The 18,994-nt window shown below is 72.2% G+C and carries 14 protein-coding genes and 4 riboswitches; of the genes, 8 read left to right on the forward strand and 6 right to left on the reverse strand.

What is annotated here, in order from left to right:
- Positions 1 to 40: 40 nt before the first annotated feature.
- The 4 genes from alaS to DMH12_RS03300 all read right to left on the reverse strand — a co-directional run bounded on the left by alaS (position 41) and on the right by DMH12_RS03300 (position 5,008).
- On the reverse strand, positions 41 to 2,683 hold the full coding sequence (gene alaS / locus DMH12_RS03285) for an alanine--tRNA ligase (protein WP_125490012.1): 2,643 nt from the start codon (positions 2,681 to 2,683) through the stop codon (positions 41 to 43).
- Positions 2,684 to 2,699: 16 nt separating this feature from the next.
- A complete protein-coding gene (locus DMH12_RS03290; protein WP_125490013.1) occupies positions 2,700 to 3,272 on the reverse strand; it encodes a GNAT family N-acetyltransferase in 573 nt (190 codons plus the stop codon).
- Positions 3,272 to 4,324: a tRNA (adenosine(37)-N6)-threonylcarbamoyltransferase complex transferase subunit TsaD gene (gene tsaD / locus DMH12_RS03295; RefSeq protein WP_125490014.1), complete on the reverse strand. Its 1,053-nt coding sequence runs from the start codon at positions 4,322 to 4,324 to the stop codon at positions 3,272 to 3,274. Before tsaD ends, DMH12_RS03290 begins: the two co-directional genes overlap by 1 nt.
- Before the next feature lie 213 nt (positions 4,325 to 4,537).
- Positions 4,538 to 5,008, reverse strand: coding sequence for a Fur family transcriptional regulator (locus tag DMH12_RS03300; RefSeq protein WP_260474002.1), 471 nt, complete (start codon positions 5,006 to 5,008; stop codon positions 4,538 to 4,540).
- Positions 5,009 to 5,198: 190 nt separating this feature from the next.
- On the opposite strand from DMH12_RS03300, the gene DMH12_RS03305 reads away from it, so the two are divergent.
- Together DMH12_RS03305 and DMH12_RS03310 are read left to right on the forward strand one after the other, a co-directional pair.
- The gene (locus tag DMH12_RS03305; protein ID WP_125490072.1) at positions 5,199 to 5,840 is read left to right on the forward strand and encodes a superoxide dismutase; all 642 of its coding nucleotides are present in this window, start codon (positions 5,199 to 5,201) and stop codon (positions 5,838 to 5,840) included.
- 293 nt (positions 5,841 to 6,133) lie between these two features.
- Positions 6,134 to 6,205: riboswitch (cobalamin riboswitch) on the forward strand.
- Between the two features lie 138 nt (positions 6,206 to 6,343).
- Positions 6,344 to 6,805 carry a DUF4430 domain-containing protein gene (locus DMH12_RS03310; RefSeq protein ID WP_399186544.1) on the forward strand — a complete coding sequence of 154 codons (462 nt, stop codon included), beginning with the start codon at positions 6,344 to 6,346 and terminating at the stop codon, positions 6,803 to 6,805.
- Between the two features lie 10 nt (positions 6,806 to 6,815).
- Here DMH12_RS03310 and DMH12_RS03315 read toward each other — a convergent pair whose 3' ends face one another.
- Both DMH12_RS03315 and DMH12_RS03320 read right to left on the reverse strand, forming a co-directional pair.
- Positions 6,816 to 7,727, reverse strand: coding sequence for a cobalamin-binding protein (locus DMH12_RS03315; protein ID WP_125490016.1), 912 nt, complete (start codon positions 7,725 to 7,727; stop codon positions 6,816 to 6,818).
- Positions 7,728 to 7,756: 29 nt separating this feature from the next.
- Positions 7,757 to 9,175 carry a terpene cyclase/mutase family protein gene (locus DMH12_RS03320; RefSeq protein WP_125490017.1) on the reverse strand — a complete coding sequence of 473 codons (1,419 nt, stop codon included), beginning with the start codon at positions 9,173 to 9,175 and terminating at the stop codon, positions 7,757 to 7,759.
- 131 nt (positions 9,176 to 9,306) lie between these two features.
- Positions 9,307 to 9,382, reverse strand: a riboswitch (cobalamin riboswitch).
- Between the two features lie 95 nt (positions 9,383 to 9,477).
- Positions 9,478 to 9,613, forward strand: a riboswitch (cobalamin riboswitch).
- Between the two features lie 168 nt (positions 9,614 to 9,781).
- On the opposite strand from DMH12_RS03320, the gene DMH12_RS03325 reads away from it, so the two are divergent.
- The 6 genes from DMH12_RS03325 to DMH12_RS03350 all read left to right on the forward strand — a co-directional run bounded on the left by DMH12_RS03325 (position 9,782) and on the right by DMH12_RS03350 (position 18,992).
- On the forward strand, positions 9,782 to 12,526 hold the full coding sequence (locus tag DMH12_RS03325; RefSeq protein ID WP_399186522.1) for a prenyltransferase/squalene oxidase repeat-containing protein: 2,745 nt from the start codon (positions 9,782 to 9,784) through the stop codon (positions 12,524 to 12,526).
- Complete coding sequence (locus DMH12_RS03330) at positions 12,523 to 13,464, forward strand: hypothetical protein (RefSeq protein WP_125490019.1); 942 nt, start codon at positions 12,523 to 12,525, stop codon at positions 13,462 to 13,464. Before DMH12_RS03325 ends, DMH12_RS03330 begins: the two co-directional genes overlap by 4 nt.
- Positions 13,465 to 13,469: 5 nt before the next feature.
- Positions 13,470 to 14,627 carry an energy-coupling factor transporter transmembrane component T gene (locus tag DMH12_RS03335; RefSeq protein WP_371874270.1) on the forward strand — a complete coding sequence of 386 codons (1,158 nt, stop codon included), beginning with the start codon at positions 13,470 to 13,472 and terminating at the stop codon, positions 14,625 to 14,627.
- Positions 14,624 to 16,231 (forward strand): ABC transporter ATP-binding protein, encoded by a 1,608-nt coding sequence (locus DMH12_RS03340; RefSeq protein WP_125490021.1) that lies wholly within the window; start codon positions 14,624 to 14,626, stop codon positions 16,229 to 16,231. The genes DMH12_RS03335 and DMH12_RS03340 overlap by 4 nt, the downstream gene beginning before the upstream one ends.
- The gene (locus DMH12_RS03345) at positions 16,228 to 17,046 is read left to right on the forward strand and encodes an ECF transporter S component (protein ID WP_125490022.1); all 819 of its coding nucleotides are present in this window, start codon (positions 16,228 to 16,230) and stop codon (positions 17,044 to 17,046) included. The genes DMH12_RS03340 and DMH12_RS03345 overlap by 4 nt, the downstream gene beginning before the upstream one ends.
- A 56-nt stretch (positions 17,047 to 17,102) precedes the next feature.
- Positions 17,103 to 17,284, forward strand: a riboswitch (cobalamin riboswitch).
- A gap of 184 nt (positions 17,285 to 17,468) precedes the next feature.
- Positions 17,469 to 18,992, forward strand: coding sequence for a CoA-acylating methylmalonate-semialdehyde dehydrogenase (locus DMH12_RS03350; protein WP_125490023.1), 1,524 nt, complete (start codon positions 17,469 to 17,471; stop codon positions 18,990 to 18,992).
- The last annotated feature ends 2 nt before the right edge of the window (positions 18,993 to 18,994 follow it).

The raw sequence follows: 18,994 nt of genomic DNA on the forward strand, positions 1-18,994 counted from the left end.
CGTCAAGGGCCCGGAACGACCCCGCCGGGGTGCCCCGAGGTCAGGCCCGGAAGAGCAGAGCTGGGACGGAATCGAGAGTGCCCGGGAGCCGGTCGCTCGGGATCCCGCCGCCCTGGGCGAGTTCGGGGGAGCCGCCGCCTCTGCCGTCGAGCAGCCGCTTCACCAGCGCCGAGGCGTCCCGCCCTGCGCTCCGGGCCGCGCCGTTCACCGCGGCCACCAGCGTCGCCCGATCGCCGGCCGGTGAGCCGACGACCACCACACCCGGTCGGGTGGCGGGCAGGCGCTCCCGTACCGCGAGGGCGAGGGCCCGGGCGTCGCCGTCCGTGGTGGCGGTGACCACCAGGGTGCCGTCGACATCGGTGGCGTCGGCGGCGAGGTCGCCCGCACGGGCCCGGTCGGCCTGCTCGCGGAGGCGTTGGTTCTCCCGGTCGGCGGACTTGAGTCGGTCGAGCAACCCGGCGATGCGGTCCGGGAGTTCGGCGCGCGGTGCCTGGAGCTGCTCGGCGATGCGGCTTACCAGGTCGCGTTCGCGGGCCAGGTAGCCGAAGCCCTCGGCGCCGACCGCGGCCTCCAGCCGGCGCATGCCCGCCCCCACCGACGACTCGGAGGTGAGGGCGACGGTGCCGATCTGCGAGGCGTGTTCGACGTGGGTGCCGCCGCACAGCTCCCGCGACCAGGCGCCGCCGATCTCCACGACGCGGACCTTCTCGCCGTAGGTCTCGTCGAACAGGGCCAGCGCGCCCAGCTCCTTGGCCTCCGGCAGCGTCATCCAGCGCACGCCGACCGGCAGGTCACGGCGCAGCGCCTGGTTGGCCGCCGCCTCGATCTCGCTCCGAGCCGCGGCGGAGAGGGCGCCGCGCCAGGGGAAGTCCAGGCGGAGGTATCCGGGGCGGTTGTAGGAGCCGGACTGCAGGGCGTTCGGGCCGAGGATCTGGCGCAGGGCGGCGTGCAGGACGTGGGTGCCGGAGTGGGCCTGGCGGGCGCCGAGCCGCCACTCCGGGTCGACGGCCGCGTGCACCCGGTCCCCGGTGGCCAGTTCGCCGGACAGGACCCGCACCTGGTGCACGACGAGTCCGGGCAACGGGCGCTGTACGTCCAGTACCTCCGCCTCCACCGACGCACCCGAGAGGCGGCCGGCGTCGCTGTCCTGCCCGCCGGACTCGGCGTAGAACGGGGTGCGGTCGAGGACGACGGTGGCGATCTCGCCCTCACGGACCACCGGCGCCGGGCCCGTGACGCCCAGGACGGCCAGGACCCGCGCGTCGGTCGTCAGGGTGTCCCAGGCACGCCAGTCGGTCGGGCCGTGCTCGTCCAGTACGGGACGCAGGACGCCGAGGTCGGTGCCGCCGGCCTTGCGGGCGCGGGCGTCTGCCCTGGCCCGTTCCCGCTGCTCGCGCATGAGCGTGGTGAAGCCCTCGCGGTCGACCTCGACGCCCTGCTCGGCGGCCATCTCCAGGGTGAGGTCGATGGGGAAGCCGTAGGTGTCGTGCAGGAGGAACGCCTGGGCACCCGGCAGCGCACGGCCGCCCTCCGCCTTCACCTTGGCCACCGCCGTGTCCAGCACGGTCGTGCCCTGCCGCAGGGTGGAGCGGAAGGCTTCCTCCTCGCTCGCGGCCCGGTCGGCGATCCGCTCGTACGCCTCGGCCACCTCGGGGTAGCTGGGCGCCATGCAGTCCCGCGCGACCGCCAGCAGGTCCCCGAGGACCGGCTCGGTGTGGCCCAGTTGGCGCATGGAGCGGACCGCGCGGCGCAGGATGCGACGCAGGACGTAGCCGCGGCCCTCGTTGCCCGGGCTGGTGCCGTCGGCGAGCAGCATCAGGGCGGTGCGGACGTGGTCGGCGACCACGCGCAGCCGTACGTCGGCCTCCGCGTCCGCGCCGTAGCGCACCTCGGCCAGGGCGGCGGCCCGGTCCAGGACCGGGCGGGTCTCGTCGATCTCGTAGAGGTTGTCGACGCCCTGGAGGAGCGTGGCCATGCGTTCCAGGCCCATGCCGGTGTCGATGTTGCGGCGGGGGAGTTCGCCGAGGATCGGGTAGCCGGACTTGCCGGGGCCCTCGCCGCGCTCGTACTGCATGAAGACCAGGTTCCAGAACTCCATGTAGCGGTCCTCGTCGACCGCCGGGCCGCCCGCCCGGCCCAGAGCCGGGCCGCGGTCGTAGTACAGCTCGGAACACGGCCCGCAGGGGCCGGGTACGCCCATGGACCAGAAGTTGTCCTCGTCGCCGCGCGCCACGATCCGCTCGTCGGGCAGGCCGGCGATGCGCCGCCACAGCCCGCGGGACTCGTCGTCGCTGTGGTGGACGGTGACCCAGATGCGGTCCGGGTCCAGGCCGTAGCCGCCGCCTTCCACCGACGCGGTCGACAGCTCCCAGGCGAAGGCGATGGCCTCCTCCTTGAAGTAGTCGCCCAGGGAGAAGTTGCCGTTCATCTGGAAGAAGGAGCCGTGCCGGGTGGTGCGGCCCACCTCCTCGATGTCCAGGGTGCGCACGCACTTCTGCACGCTGGTCGCCCGCGGCCAGGGCGCCGGCACCTCGCCGGTCAGGTACGGCTTGAAGGGGACCATGCCGGCGTTGACGAACAGCAGGGTCGGATCGGGCGTCGGCAGCGGGGCGCTGGGGACGACGGTGTGGCCGCGCTCGGCGAAGAAGTCGAGGAAGCGGCGGCGGATCTCGGCGGTACGCAAGACGGGGCTCCGGGGCTTACAGGGGGAGAGGGGCGAGGGACCGGGCCGGGTGGCGCGGGCCGAGGAAGACCACGATGCCCTTGCCGTCGGGGGACGGGTGCGTGACCTGTGTCCAGCCCCGGCGGCGGTAGAAGGCCATGGCCCGCGCGTTCCGGACGGACGTCAGCAGCCACGCCCGCCCGTCGGGCGCGTGCGCGGTCACCGCGTCGAGGAGGTCACCGGCGAGGCCGGTGCCGCGGGCGGCACCGCGGACGGCGAGTTCGTCGATCTCCAGGGCACCGCACAGCCAGTCCGCGGTGTACGCGGCACCGAGCCCGGCGGCGGCCTGCGGGTGGCAGCGGTCGGTGGGGAAGGGCGCGGGGGTGATCCAGGCCGTGGCGAAGCCGATCACGTCCCCGTCGCGCACGGCGGTCGCGGCCGTGAAGCCCGGGCGGCCCGTGTTCGCCGGCAGCCGGTCCACGAACTCCGTCGCCCGCTCCTCGTCCTCGTTCCACGGCGGGGCGCAGAAGGCGTCGACGTACACCGAGCGCAGCGCGTCGGTGTGCGCGAGGAGTTCGGCGTCCGTGCGGACGCGGATGTCGGTGCTCATCAGGCGGCCACCGCCTGCCCGACGGCGACGGGGTGCAGGGCGGCGTACTCCAGCGGCGCCGATGGATCGATCGACACGTCCAACGGGGCCGGTTCGGCTCCGGCGCGCACGAGGAGGTCGCCGACGGCCGCGATCATCGCGCCGTTGTCGGTGCACAGCCGCAGCGGCGGCACCCGCAGCTCGACACCGGCCGCCCGGCAACGCTCCTCGGCCAGCGAGCGCACCCGCGAGTTCGCGGCGACCCCGCCGACCACGACCAGGGTGCCCACGCCGTGCTCCGTGCACGCGGCCACCGCCTTGCGGGTCAGTACGTCCGCGACGGCCTCCTGGAGCGAGGCCGCGCCGTCGGCCACCGGCAGCTCCCGGCCCGCGTGACCCTCGGCCCAGCGGGCCGCGGCGGTCTTCAGCCCGGAGAAGGAGAAGTCGTACGAGCCGGGCAACGGGCGCGGGAAGGGGACAGCGCGAGGATCCCCCGCTCGCGCTGTCCGGTCGATGGCCGGACCGCCGGGATACGGCAGTCCGAAGACCCGCGCCACCTTGTCGAAGCACTCCCCGGCGGCGTCGTCCAGCGTGTCCCCGAGGTGCGTGATCCGGTCCCGGGCGAGGTCGCGGACGAGGAGGAGTGACGTGTGACCGCCGGAGACGATGAGCACCATGCACGGGTCGGGCAGCGGGCCGTGCTCCAGCGTGTCGGCGGCGACGTGCCCGCCCAGGTGGTGCACCCCGTACAACGGGACGCCGAGGGAGTAGGCGATGCCCTTCGCGCCGGCCAGCCCCACCTGCAGGGCGCCCGACAGCCCGGGACCCGTGGTCACGGCGACGGCGCCGATGTCGGACAGCCGCAGCCCCGCCTCGTCCAGTGCCTGCCGGACGACCGGGCGCAGCGCGTGCAGGTGGGCGCGGGAGGCGATCTCGGGCACCACGCCGCCGAAGCGGGCGTGCTCGTCCATGCTCGACGCCACCGCGTGCCCCAGCAGCCGCCCGTCCCGGACCAGGCCCGCGCCCGTCTCGTCGCAGGACGACTCGATGCCCAGCACCACCGCAGATCCCATCGACCGACCTTTCCTGCACTGAATAAGTTGTTGCGAACAGTGTGCAATAAGATCGCTGCCGATGCGCACCCGAACGGTCCCGCGCAGGTGGCCGTCGCATGGAGCGCCCGATGGGCGTCCTCCCTGCCCCTTGGGTACCGAGCCCGTGACTGCCGACGGATCCGCACCGATCGCCTGGGGCGGGCCGTCGGAGGGCTGCCCCACGGGTGCTGCTCAGGGGCAGAGGGCGGTGTCTGTCGAGCAGGATGCGCACAGGCCGTAGAGAAGCAGCGACCCCGACGCCCCGGGCCGCAGCCCGGTCAGCTCCTCGACCCTGGCGACCGCGTCCGCCATGGGGGCGCTGGGCAGATCCGCGATGTGGCCGCACCGCTGACACGCGACATGGTGGTGCGGCTCGTCCGACATGCCGTACCGCGTCGGGCCCCGGCCCGGCACCGCGTGGAGTACGCCCACAGCCGTGAGAGCCTCGAGCGAGCGGTACACCGTCGTGTGGTGACGATCCGAGCCGCTCCGTGCGAGCCGGTCGCAGATCTCCGTCGCGGTGAGGTGCTGCTCCGAGGAGTGCAGCAGGGAGAGGATGCGCAGGCGTGCGGACGTGCACCGCAGGCCGTGGCGCCGCAGCAGTGTGTGTGGATCCCTTGGTGGCGCCGCCTCGTTGAGCGCTGCTCGGCTGTCTCCGTCCACCCCGCAGCCCTCTCGCCGCCCCAGACTTCTCGAAAGGTTATTGCCATCAGGCCGCAACAGCAAAAGATGTGCGACAGGGAGGTGGTTCGAGCGACACAGGTCCTAGGACCAATGCCTGACCACCGATCACCGTTGCTGCTGTTAGCGTGCAGTTGCACATCAGTGGCAATAACGTCGGAGGATGTTGGACATGGCGGTGTACTCGCTCCCGGAGCTTCCGTACGACTACTCGGAGCTCGAGCCGGTCATCAACCCGCAGATCATCGAGCTGCACCACGACAAGCACCACGCGGCGTACGTCAAGGGCGCCAACGACACGCTGGAGCAGCTCGCCGAGGCGCGGGACAAGGAGACGTGGGGCTCGATCAACGGCCTGGAGAAGAACCTGGCCTTCCACCTCTCCGGTCACATCCTGCACTCGATCTACTGGCACAACATGACCGGTGATGGCGGCGGCGAGCCCCTGGCCGCCGACGGCGTGGGCGAGCTGGCCGACGCGATCGCCGAGTCCTTCGGCTCCTTCGCCGGCTTCAAGGCGCAGCTCACCAAGGCCGCCGCGACCACCCAGGGCTCCGGCTGGGGTGTGCTGGCCTACGAGCCGCTGAGCGGGCGCCTGATCGTCGAGCAGGTCTACGACCACCAGGGCAACGTCGGCCAGGGCTCCACCCCGATCCTGGTCTTCGACGCCTGGGAGCACGCCTTCTACCTGCAGTACAAGAACCAGAAGGTCGACTTCATCGACGCCATGTGGGCGGTCGTCAACTGGCAGGACGTGGCCAAGCGCTACGAGGCCGCCAAGGCCCGCACCGACGTTCTCCTGCTGGCACCGTGACCGCGTAGGTCGTATCGGCGTCCTGCTCGTGATCGTCTTCTCAGCCTTCACCAGCAGGCCGTGCAAGGGGCCCTCCAGCCGGGACGACTCGGCCGGAGGGCCCTTCTGTATGCGGATCCGCTACGGACCAGACCGTGACGGCGGCGGCGCACGGGACTCCTTGCCCCCCAACTGACCCGAAAGGCTTTGTCGTCAGGTCAACGCACCCTAGACTGCGAGGACTTCGCATCCTGCACGACGGCAGATGTCAGTCGGGCGGATGCGGGACCGACAACTGCACAGGCGCGTTACTGGGGGAAGCCGGTGAGACTCCGGCACTGACCTGCAACCGTGTGCGGCCCTCTCGGCCGCGAGTCGGAATGCCCAGGGCGTGTGTCATTACCGCTTCCCACTGTCATGGTCTGCAGCGCGAAGCCGAGAGCCGTGCACGGCTGCTCCGGTGGCGGGCCGCGGACCCGTACCAGGAAGGTACAGCCTTGCAGCGCATATCCGCCCGACGCGGCATGGTCACCACCGTCGCCCTCGGACTCGCCCTCGCCACCGCCCCCGCCACCGTCCACGCGCAGGACGCCGCGAACACGAACGCCCCGGTCAAGGTGACCCTGACCGTTCAGGGGCCGGACGGCCAGCTGTTCAAGGGGAAGATCAAGACCAAGGGACACGACGTGACCACCGCCACCGGTGGCACCCACAGATGCGACGGCACCAACGGCGGCGCCCACCCCACCGCCGTTCCCACGCCGACGGCCGCTCTCGACGACGCCGCCCGTAAGCGGCACTTCACCTGGGACGGTACCTGGTACGCCTCGTTCGACGACTACTCGGTGGACACGATCAAGGATGTCAGCGGTGGCGGGGTGGCGTACTGGAACATCTCCGTCAACGGTACGTCCACCCCGGTCGGCGGCTGCCAGTTCAAGCTGAACGCGGGCGACAAGGTGACGTTCACCTGGACGGCGTTCTGACTGCCGCGGCTCACAGGCGGCGTGCCACGGCCGGCGTGACCGCTTCTCCGGCCCGTACCCCGTGCAGGACGTGAGCCAGCACCTCCGCTCCACGCACCACCCGGGGTCCTGGACGGTTGAAGTAGGCGGGGCCGTCCAGGACCCACACCCGATCGGCGCGCACGGCCGGCAGGTCCTGCCATCCGGGCAGGCCGGTGAGCAACTCCCGCTCCCGCAGAGTTCGTTCCGGTGGGAATCCGCATGGCAGGACCAACAGCGTGTCCGGGTGGGAGGCGCGTACCGCCTCCCACGTCATCGGCTTGGTGTGCTCCCCGGGTGCGGCGATGAGCGGCTCGCCGCCGGCCGCCGTGATCTGCTCGGGAACCCAGTGTCCTGCGGGCCACAGGGGGTCCAGCCATTCGATCGCCACCACCCGGGGGCGGTCACGGCCGGCGACCGCGGCGCGCACCCTGTCGAGGCGGGCGGAAAGCTCGGCCCGACGCTGCTCGGCGCGCTCTCGCACGCCGAGCAGCGTCCCGACCGTGACCAGGCAGTCCAGCACGTCGTCCAGCGTGCGGGGCTCCAGGCTCAGCACGCGGGTCTCAGCGTCCAGGAGGCGGACCGTCCGGCTGACGCTCTCGTAGGAGACGGCGCACACGTCGCACAGGTCCTGGGTGAGCACGACCTCGGGGCGCAGCGCCGCGAGTGCCTCGGTGTCCAGGGTATAGAGCGAGGATCCGGAGTGCGCCGATCCGCCGACGGCGTCGGAGATCTCCCGGCTGGTGAGCCGGTCCTGATCCAGGTCGGCTCCGGTGACCACGGGGACCGAGGCGACGTCCCTCGGTGGCCAGTCGCATTCGTGGGTGCGGCCGACGAGCTGTGCGGACAGGCCGAGCTCGGCGACGATGTCGGTCGCGGCAGGTAGCAGGGAGACGATGCGCATGCCGCGACCCTACGACTCGGGCAGCGGCGTCAGACGCCCCAGCGCACGGCGATCGTGTCGCCCACGCCCACGGTCGTGCCGCGGGTGGCGGTGGTGAAGGAGGAGCCGTCGAGGCTCACCTTCCAGGTGTTCGAGCCGCTGTTGGCCTTGCCGTTGAGGGAGGTGACGGTGCCCGTGCCGGAGGACGGGGTCACCGAGGTGACGCAGCCGGACGGTGTGGCCGAGGCGACGGCGGCGTCGAGGACGGCGCCGAGGGTGGTCGTCGAGGCGGTCGGGGTGAGGGAGACGGAGCACACCTTGAGGTTCCCCGCCCCGTCGTCCAAGGTCAGCGCGAGTTTCGCCGCCGTACCGGAGGTGAAGGTCCCCTGGCCCACCCACTGCGGGGCGCCGGGGGTGGTCGGCACGGGCGGTGCGGCGGTGAATCCGGCGCCGGCCACCGCGCGCAGCCCGTCGATGGAGGCGTAGGCGGACGGGCTGGTGTCACTGGGCAGGTACTTGAAGCCGCCGCCCGGGTTGAACTGCTGGGCGATCAGGAAGTCCAGCGGGGTCTTGCCCATGGAGGTGAGGAAGTCGCCGGTCTGGGGATTGATGCCGCAGGCGTTCAGGCCGGAGACCGCCCAGCCGTTGGAGTTGGTGTTGACGCCGAACATGGCGTTGAAGGCGCCGCTGTTCGCCACCAGCTTGCTCTTGAGGAATGCCTTCGCCTGGACGATGTCCGTGTCGGTGTTGGGCACGCCGGACACGCACAGGGCGGCCATCGCGGCGCCGGTCATGTCGATGTCGGAGGTCTTCGCGAGTTCGGTCGCGTTGCCCTCGGCCTTGCTGAAGTTCCAGCCGCCGTCGTTGTGCTGGTTGGCCCGTATCCGGGTGACCATCGTCTCGCGCAGCTTCTGCGGGACGCGTACCTGGCCGGACTGGGTCTTGGCGCCGTTCAGGGCGAGGGCGGCGAAGACGGTGCCGTTGAAGTTGGCGGACGGGCCGAAGTATCCGGGCTCGGCGGTCTGCCAGTAGCGGTAGATGTCGGCGATCAGGTTGCGGGAGGCGGAGACGCGGGCGGGGTCGATGCCGGCGGCGTACGCGTTGAGGGTGGCGCGCTCGTAGTCGGTGACGACCGGGGAGGCGGAGGGCCAGCCGCTGGTGGCCAGCAGGTTGCGGTAGACCGTTCTCGCGTTCTTGCTCGCGTCGCCGCCGGGTGTGACGTCCACGGCGGCGGTGCCGGCGGCGGCGAAGGCGCTGAACGCCCATTCGTTGGAGAGACCTGACCCGGCGTACGAGCCGTCGGTGGCCTGGAGCGTCTTGAGGTAGGCGACGCCGTTGGTCTTCGAGGTGGCGATCTGGGTGGGTGTCGCGGTCGCCGAGGCCGGCACGGCCGTCAGGGCGAAGGCGCCGGCCGCGGCCACCGCGGTCAGTGCGGAGCGGCGCAGGGACGGGGACACGGTACGGGGCATGGGCTGCTCCTGGGCTGGGGGACGCCGACCGGTCCCGTGCCGTCGCCGGGCCTCGTGATGCGCGGGCCGGAGCAGCGGGTGCGGCCGCCGTCCGGGACGCGTGGACCGGCTTCCGAGGTGCTGTGCCGCCTGGGCATTCGGGCTCGGGGCGGCCCCCTGCCGTCCCACACCGCTGCGCGTCAGCCCCGGACTCCCACCGGGTTCCCCCACTCGGCAGTCCGGGACGGTACCCGACGTGCGTACCGGCCGCCAGAGGTGCCCTCGGCATCTCAAGTGGCGGTTTAGTGCCCCGTCTTGACGCTTTCGGTGAACCGTGCTCAAATCCGCCTGATACGCCTTGAGTTCCAGGGGAAGCCGGTCGAAGTCCGGCGCTGACCCGCAACCGTGGGCCCGGCAGCTGCCGGGCGAGCCGGAATGCCTGGAGCGTTCATCAGCAACAGACGCCGTCGCGGACTACGGCGTGGTGCGACCGGCTTCCGTACGTGGGCTCCGTCCCCGCCGGAGGCCCTCACCCACGCCATCGTCTCGTGCCGGGCAGGCAACGAGGGGGCCGCGGTGGGGAGCGAGCAGCGAAGAGACGGACGGGTGGGAGCGAGCCCCGGTCCGTTGGCGGCACTGGTGACCGCCTTCCTGGTGCTGGCGGCCGTCTGCGTGACCTTCCTCACCACAACGTCCGCCGCCGCGGACCCGATCGGGGAGTGCACCGCCACGAAGGGCGCCGTCGTCGCGGTCGACTTCGGACCGTTCGGCGGTGACCTGGTGCGCGGCTGCGACCCGACGCCGACCACCGGTTACGAGCTGCTGCACGACGGCGGCTTCGGCACCACGGGCACCGGCCACGACGGTCCGGGCTTCATCTGCCGCATCGGCCACGGCTCCTTCGACGGCGGCACCCAGTACCCGACCCCGGACCGGGACGACTGCGTCCTCACCCCGCCGGCGACCGCGTACTGGTCCTACTGGGTCGCCTCGCCGGGCGAGGACGAGTGGTCCTACAGCCAGTACGGCGCCATGAGCCGGAATCTCAAGGACGGCGATGTCGACGCCTGGGTGTACGGCGGCACGGACATCGGCGGCGGCACGGGCGGGCCCGACTTCAGCCCCGACGACGTCCGCGCGGGCGAGACGGGTGGCACCCCGGACCCGGGAACACCGACGGGAGCGCCGGGGGAGGTCGACGCGACCGCCGCGGCAACCTGGCTGAAGGACCGTCTCACCGACGGTGAACGCGTCGTCGACGACGGCAGCGACGTACCCAACTACCTCCTGACCACGGAGACGGCCTACGCCCTCGCCGCCACCGAAGGCAAGAGCGCCGCTCTCGACAAGGTCACCGCCTTCCTCGCCGCCCACGCCGACGACTACGCCTACCCGAACGGCACCGGCGAGGCCCCCGACGCCACCGCCGCCGCCCGCTTGGCCCTGCTGGCCGAGAGCACCGAGGCGGATCCGCGGGCCGTCGGCGGACACGACCTTCTCGGCGACCTGGCGGCCCACGTGTGCGCGGCCGGCCCCGAATCCGGCGAACCCACTCCCGGCTGCACCGCCAAGGGCGACTTCCGCAACGCCGGTTACACCGAGGGGCAGGCCCTGTCCGTCCTCGCGCTCCTGCGCGCAGGTACGGCACCGGCGGCCGAGACGGTGGACCGGCTGACCCAGATGCAGTGCCGTGACGGCGGAGTCACCAGCGTCCTGATCCGCCCCGGCGAGAACTGCGACGGCGACCCGGCCACCACCGGTCTGGTGGCCCTGGTCCTCGACCAGGTCGGCGGCCATGACGAGGCCGTCACCAAGGCCCGCGGCTACCTGGCCAAGATCCAGCGCGATGACGGCGCCTTCCCCGGCTACACCGGCGCCACCGACGGCAGCGTCTATGCCACGGCCTATGCCGCGCAGGCCCTGCACGGACTGGGCGACACCGAACGCGCCGACGCTGCCGTCGGCTGGCTGTCCCGTCAGCAGCTCGACGGGGGAGGCTTCGGCTTCGAGGAGGGCGCCACCGACCCCGCCCCCTACCCGACCTCGGCCGCCGTCCTCGCGGGCACGCACACCAGCCTGGCCACCCTGACCACGAAGAAGGCCGAGCCGACCGACCCGCCGACCTCTGAGCCTCCCACCTCCGAGCCGCCCACTTCCCAGCCTCCGACCACGGAGCCCGGCACCCCGCCTCCGGGAGTGGGTCCCGACCTGAAGAAGGGCGTCGCCTATCTCACCGACGCCGCGCGGCTGAAGCAGGGCCACTACCACCTCTTCGACCCCAAGTCCCCCGAAGCCGACTTCGGCCTGACCATCGACACCGCCTACGCGCTCGCCGCCACCGGCCTGGACAACAACACGCTGCGCGGCATCGTCGACTTCATCGACGACGGCGGCAAGGACGGGGCGGGCAAGAGCATCCGCGACTACACCGGTGTCGGCACCGCCTACGCGCAGGGCGGCGCCATCGGCAAGACGGCGCTGCTCGCCCAGGCGGTCGGACGCGACGCCCGCGACTTCGCCGGCCTGGACCTCATCGCCGCTCTCGAAAAGGGCACCTGCGCCAAGAGCACCCTTCCGAAGAGAGGGTGTGCGGCCAAGGGCAACTACACCTACGCCGAGTCCGTCTTCAAGCAGTCGCTGGGCGTCATGGCGCAGCTGCGCGCGGGTGAGAAGGAGGCGGCCCAGGAACCGCTCGCCTACCTGGCGAGCCTCCAGCAGGACAACGGGGCCTGGCCCAGCCTGATCCCGTCCAGCGGTGATTCCGACGTCGACTCCACCGCCATCGCCGCCATGGCCCTGGACATGGCGGGCGGCGCGGAGGCCGAGCAGGCCGTCGACCGGGCGCTCGCCTGGCTGGCCTCGCGGCAGCTTCCCGGCGGTGGCTTCCCGGGCACGGTGGGTATCTCGGTCAACTCCACCGGCCTCGCGGTGCAGGGGCTGTCCCTCGACGCCTCCCGGTACGCCGACGAGATCGCCGGGGGGCGGAAGTTCCTGGCCGGCCAGCAGAATGCCGACGGCGGCTTCAACACCTCGGCGGACGGGCAGCGCGGCTCCGACCTGCGCGCGTCCGCCCAGGCGGTGAGCGGTGCCACCGGCATCTCCTTCGGTGAGCTGGAACGCAGTCTGGCCGGTACCTCACCGCAGCCCACCCCGGACCCGAGCGACGGCGTCCCGGACATCGTCACGCCGGGCGACACCTCGGGCGGATACGGCGCCTCCGGCGGGCAGGAGGCGTCCGGCGGCGGTGGCGCGCTCGCCTCCACCGGCGTCCAGGTCGGCCTCCTGGCCGCGATCGCCGCGCTCATGGTGCTGGCCGGGTGGCGCGTCGCGGTCACGGCACGGCGCAGGGCCACGGCGGAGGGCGGACGATGAGCCGCCCGCGCCTCGCCGGGGCGACGGCCCGGGCGACGGTGGCCCTGGGCGTGACCGCCGCCGCACTTGCCGTCACCGCACCCCCGGCCGCCGCCGACCCCCAGCCCATGGGCCGGTGCACGACCACGTCCGGCGTCGTCCTCGCGGTCGACTTCAGCGACTGGGGCGGCCCGCTGTTCCGGTCCTGCGGCACGACGCCCACCACCGGCTACGAACTGCTCAACCAGGGCGGCTGGCGCACCACGGGCACCGGACACGACGGTCCGGCGTTCATCTGCCGCATCGGCTACAGCGGGTATCAGAACGGCAAGCAGTTCCCGCCGCCCTCCCAGGACGACTGCGTGCTGACTCCTCCCGCGTCCGCGTACTGGTCGTACTGGCACGCGGACCGGGGCGAGAACACCTGGGAGTACAGCCAGCTCGGCGCCATGCTCTACAAGCCCAAGCCCGGCAGCGTCGACCTGTGGGTCTTCGGCGGCACCGACATCGGGGGCACCAAAGGCCGGCCCACCGTCACCCCGGACCAACTGCGCGCCCACAACACGAAGCCGAGCGGCGACGCGGGCAAGCCGGCCTCCAACGAGAAGGCTCCCGAGCTGCCCCCGGACGTCGACACCGGCCCGGCACCGGAACGGCGGAGCCCCGAACGTCCCGCACCCGCGCCCACCGCGTCCAAGAAGCCGGCACCCAGGAAGTCCGAGTCGAAGAAGCCCGAGCCGAGCGCAAGCGCCACACCCTCCCCTTCACCGTCCGCCACGCCCAGTTCCTCGGCCGTCGCGGCACCGCGCCCGAGCACCCGAGTGGTCGACGCGGCCCCTGCCGCCGACGCCCCGCACGACACCGGTTCCCTCGTGCCGGTGGTCACCGGTGTCTCGCTCGTCGTCCTGATCGGAGGCGCCGCGGCCTACGCGGCCCGCCGGCGCCGTCGTACCGAGTGAGCGGCGTGTCCCGTACGGCCGTGCAGGCCCTCGCCGCCCCGTCCGGCCCGCCGCCGGACCGGGGCGGCCGACGCCTGCCGCGCATCCTGCACCCGATGGCCTGGTGGGTGTGGGCGCTGGCGCTCGCCACCGCCGTCAGCCGCACCAACAACCCACTGCTGCTGTTCCTCGTCCTCGCCGTCCTCGGCTACGTCGTCACCGCCCGGCGCACCGAGGCACCGTGGGCCCGCGGCTTCAAGTACTACCTGTACCTGGCCCTGACCGTCGTGGCCATCCGGGTCGTCTTCCGCGCCGTCTTCGCCACCGGCATCACACCCCGCGACCACTTCCTGTTCTCTCTCCCGCACCTCCCCACCCCCGACTGGTACGCGGGCATCCAAATCGGTGGGCCGGTATCGCTGGAGGCGCTGCTGTCGGCGGCGACCGACGGGCTGCGCCTGGCGTGCATGCTGTGCTGCATCGGCGCCGCCAACACCCTCGCCAACCCCAAACGGGCCCTGCGCGTCCTGCCGGGCGCGCTGTACGAACTGGGCGTCGCCGTCACCGTCGCCATCAGCGTGGCCCCGCAGCTGGTACAGAGCGTGCAGCGCGTCGTACGGGCCCGGAAGCTGCGCGCCGGCGACACCAAGGGCATGCGGGCCCTGCGCGGCGTCGTCATCCCGGTGCTGGAGGACGCCCTGGAACGCTCCCTGCGCCTCGCCGCCGCGATGGACTCCCGAGGTTACGGCCGTGCGGGCCGGGCCACCCGCCGCTCCCGCCGGATCACCGGCGCTCTGATACTGCTCGGCATGTGCGGCCTGTGCGCAGGCGCCTACGGGCTGCTGGACGCCACCGCGCCCTCCTTCCTGGGCCTGCCCGCCATGGGGCTCGGCGCGCTGCTGTGCGTGGCCGGCCTGCGCCTGGGAGGCCGGCGGGTCACCCGCACCACCTACCGGCCCGACCCCTGGCGCCTGCCCGAGTGGGCGGTGGCCGGCAGCGGAGTCCTGTCGGCCGTCCTGCTCTTCGCCAACCTCGGCTACGACCCCGCCCAGCTCAACCCCACGTTCTACCCCCTCACCTGGCCCGACCTGCCCCTCGTACCGACGGCCGCGATCCTGCTCGCCGGCACGGCCGGTTTCCTCGCACCCCCGCCCAGCCCCGTCCGGAGAGCCGACGCCCCGTGATCACCTTCGAGCAGGTCACCATCCAGTACGACGACGCACCCGAACCGGCACTCCGGGACGTCGACCTGACGGTGGAAGAGGGCGAACTCTGCCTCGTCGTCGGGCACACGGGCGTCGGCAAGTCGACCCTCCTCGGCGCCGTCAACGGGCTCGTGCCGCACTTCACAGGTGGCACGCTCTACGGTCGCGTGACCGTCGACGGCCGGGACACGGCCCACCACCCGCCCCGCGAGCTGGCCGACATCGTCGGCGTGGTCGGCCAGGACCCCATCGACGGCTTCGTGACCGACACGGTCGAGGAGGAACTCGCCTACGCCATGGAGCAGTTGGCGATAGTGCCGGGCACCATGCGCAAACGCGTGGAGGAGACACTGGACCTGCTCGGCCTCGCCGACCTGCGCCACCGGGCCCTGTACGAACTCTCCGGCGGCCAGCAGCAACGTGTCGCCATCGGCTCGGTGCTCACCGCCCACCCCCGGGTCCTGGTCCTCGACGAACCGACCTCCGCGCTGGACCCGACGGCCGCCGAGGAGGTCCTCGCCGCGGTCACCCGCCTCGTCCACGACCTCGGGGTCACCGTCCTCATGGCCGAGCACCGGCTCGAACGCGTCGTCCAGTACGCCGACCGCGTCCTCCACCTGCCCGGTGACGGCCGCGCCCGCATCGGACCCGCCGCCGAGATCCTGCGCACGTCGACGATCGCCCCGCCGATCGTCGAACTGGGCCGGGCGGCCGACTGGTCACCCCTGCCGCTGTCGATCCGCGACGCCCGCCGTGCGGCCGCCCCCCTGCGCACCGAACTGGCCGACCGCCCCCCGGCCCCTGTCCGCCCGGCCACGGCCCAGGAGCGGCGCAAGCTTCTGACGGCGCGCGGCATCACCGTCGCCTACGGGGGCGTCCCCGCCGTACGGGAGGTCGACCTCGACCTGTACGCGGGTGAGGTGACCGCCCTCATGGGACGCAACGGCTGTGGCAAGTCCTCGCTCCTGTGGGCCTTGCAGGGGTCGGGCCCGCGCCGAGCCGGGACGGTGAAACCGGTCGACGGCCCCGATCCGCGCGACGTGCCCGCCGCGCGGTCCCGTCGACTCGTCGGACTGGTCCCGCAGACGCCCTCCGATCTGCTCTACCTGGAGAGCGTGAAGCAGGAGCTCGACCAGGCGGACACCGAGTCGGGCACCACCACCAAGGCTCGCACCGTACTCGACCGACTCGCTCCGGGCATCGACGACGCCACCCATCCCCGCGACCTGTCCGAGGGACAGAAGCTGGCCCTCGTCCTCGCCATCCAGCTCTCCGCCGCGCCCCGGGTCGTCCTGCTCGACGAGCCCACCCGCGGCCTGGACTACCGGGCCAAGACCGCACTGATCGGTGTCGTGAACGCCCTCGCGGCGGAAGGCAGGGCGGTCGTGATCTCCACCCACGACGTCGAGTTCGCCGCCCGCGCCGCCGACCGGGTCGTCGTCATGGCCGAGGGCGACGTCGTCGACGACGGGCCGACCGCCGACGTCATCGTCTCCTCGCCCGTCTTCGCGCCCCAGACGGCGAAGATCCTCGCGCCGCTGCCGTATCTGACCGTCGACCAGGTGAAGGCGGCCCGGTCATGACGACGACCGCCGCCATCCGGCTGACCCCACGCATCGCAGTCGTCATGGTGCTGTCGGCGTTCCTCGGGATGGTCGCCTTCTTCTGGCCGTTCGTTGTGGCACCCGGGAAGTTCGGCTCGAACTACGCGCCCCCGCTCATCTTCGGCGTGCTCCTGGTGCTCGTCCTGTGCGTGGTCCTCTCGGAGATCGCCGAGGGCGGCATCGACTCCAAGGCGCTGGCCATGCTGGGCGTCCTGTCCGCCGTGAACGCTGCCCTGCGACCCCTGGGCGCCGGAACCGCCGGCATCGAAACCGTCTTCTTCGTCCTGGTCCTGGCAGGCCGCGTCTACGGCCCCGGCTTCGGCTTCACCCTCGGCTGCACCTCCCTGTTCGCCTCCGCGCTCATCACCGGCGGGGTCGGGCCCTGGATGCCGTACCAGATGTTCGGCTGCGCCTTCGTCGGGATGCTCGCCGGATTCCTCCCCCGGGCCACTGGCCGCCGCGAGGTGCTGATGCTGGCCGTCTACGGTTCCCTGTCCGGGTATCTCTTCGGCTTCCTCCTCAACCTCTCCTTCTGGCCGTTCTCCCTGGACCCCAACAGCTCCATCGCCTACCTGCCCGGACTGCCCTTCACCGAGCAGTGGCAGCGCTACATCGCCTTCGACATCGCCACGTCCCTGGGCTGGGACACCGGCCGGGCGGTCACCAACTTCGTGTGCATCCTGCTGGCGGGGCCGGCGGTGCTGACGACCTTCCGGCGGGCCGCGCGCAAGGCCCGGTTCCGCGCTCCCGTGCGCTTCGCCGAACCCCGGACGGCCGATTCCGAACCCACCTGACCGGCCGGTTCCGGCGATACCGCCGAACGGTACTGGATTTACTAGGACGTCCAACTATATAGTCGCGAGTACAAGGCCCGCGGTGCAGGGAAGCCGGTGTGATTCCGGCACGGTCCCGCCACTGTGACCGGGGAGTACGCCGTCGAGCGGTACGCCACTGACGAGTTGGATGTCGGGAAGGCGGACGGCGCGCGCTGATCCGGGAGTCAGGATACCGGCCGCGGGATGTTCCGTGTTGTCCACGAGGATGGAGCTGACACGCATGGCACCGGTGTGTACCCACGACCCTGGTGAACCCCGCCTCTGACGGGACTCCGGCCATACGCGAGCCCGCGCCCCCCCCCCGCGTCCGTACGCGACCGCGTACGTGTGCGGGACCCGGCGCGCCATCCCCGGATCCCTCCTGACGAGAGCAGGCAGTCATGGTCCGAGAGCACGAACGCGCCTCCGTGCGCGAGTTGACGCACTTCGTCGGCGGCAAGCACACCCCGGGCACCTCGGGGTCCTTCGGCGAGGTGTACGACCCCAACACCGGCGACGTCCAGGCCCTGGTACCCCTCGCGAACCGCGCCGAGACCGAGGCGGCCATCGCCGACGCCGACCGCGCACAGCGCGAGTGGGGCGAATGGAACCCGCAACGCCGGGCCCGGGTCATGATGCGCTTTCTCCAGCTCGTCGAGCAGGAGAAGGACACGCTGGCCCGGCTGCTGTCCGCCGAGCACGGCAAGACCGTCGCCGACGCCCACGGCGACATCCAACGCGGCCTGGAGGTCGTCGAGTTCGCCGCCGGCATCCCGCACCTGCTCAAGGGCGAGTTCACCGACAACGCCGGCACCGGCATCGACGTCCACTCCCTGCGTTCCCCGCTCGGCGTGGTCGCCGGGATCACCCCCTTCAACTTCCCCGCGATGATCCCCCTGTGGAAGGCCGCCCCCGCGCTGGCCTGCGGCAACGCCTTCATCCTCAAGCCGTCGGAGCGGGACCCGTCCGTCCCGCTGCGGCTCGCCGAACTCTTCCTGGAGTCGGGCCTGCCGCCCGGCGTCCTCAACGTCGTCAACGGCGCCCGGGAAGCCGTCGACATCCTCCTGGAGGATCCCCGTGTGGCGGCCCTCGGCTTTGTCGGCTCCACCCCGGTCGCCGCGCACGTCTACGCGACCGCCGCCGCGCACGGAAAGCGCGCCCAGTGCTTCGGCGGTGCCAAGAACCACATGATCGTGATGCCGGACGCGGACCTCGAACAGGCCGTGGACGCCCTGGTCGGTGCCGGGTACGGCTCGGCGGGGGAGCGGTGCATGGCGATCTCGGTCGCCGTCCCGGTGGGCGAGGAGACCGCCGACGCGCTCGTGGCCCGGCTCAAGGAGCGCATCGCCGCGCTGCGGATCGGCCGCAGCGACGACCCCGAGGCCGACTTCGGCCCCCTGGTGGGCCGGGACGCCGTGGACCGGGTCCGCTCATACGTCGACCTCGGTGTCAAGGAGGGAGCCGAACTCGTCGTGGATGGACGGGGATTCACCCTCGACGGCCACGAGAACGGCTTCTTCGCCGGCGCCTCCCTCTTCGACCGGGTGACGCCCGCCATGCGCATCTACCAGGAGGAGATCTTCGGCCCCGTGCTGTCCGTCGTGCGCGCCGCCGACTACGAGGAGGCGCTGCGCCTGCCCAGCGAGCACACCTTCGGCAACGGCGTGGCGCTCTTCACCCGGGACGGCGACACCGCCCGCGACTTCACCCGCCGCGTGAACACCGGCATGGTCGGCGTCAACGTGCCCATCCCGGTACCGGTCGCCTACCACACCTTCGGCGGCTGGAAGCGCTCCGGCTTCGGCGACCTCAACCAGCACGGTCCGGACGCCGTCCGCTTCTACACCCGTACGAAGACGGTCACCTCGCGCTGGCCCGCCGGCCTGCGAGAAGGAGCGAGCTTCACGATCCCCACGATGAGCTGAGC

The sequence above is a fragment of the Streptomyces sp. WAC 04229 genome (assembly GCF_003947455.1).
Lineage (GTDB): Bacteria > Actinomycetota > Actinomycetes > Streptomycetales > Streptomycetaceae > Streptomyces.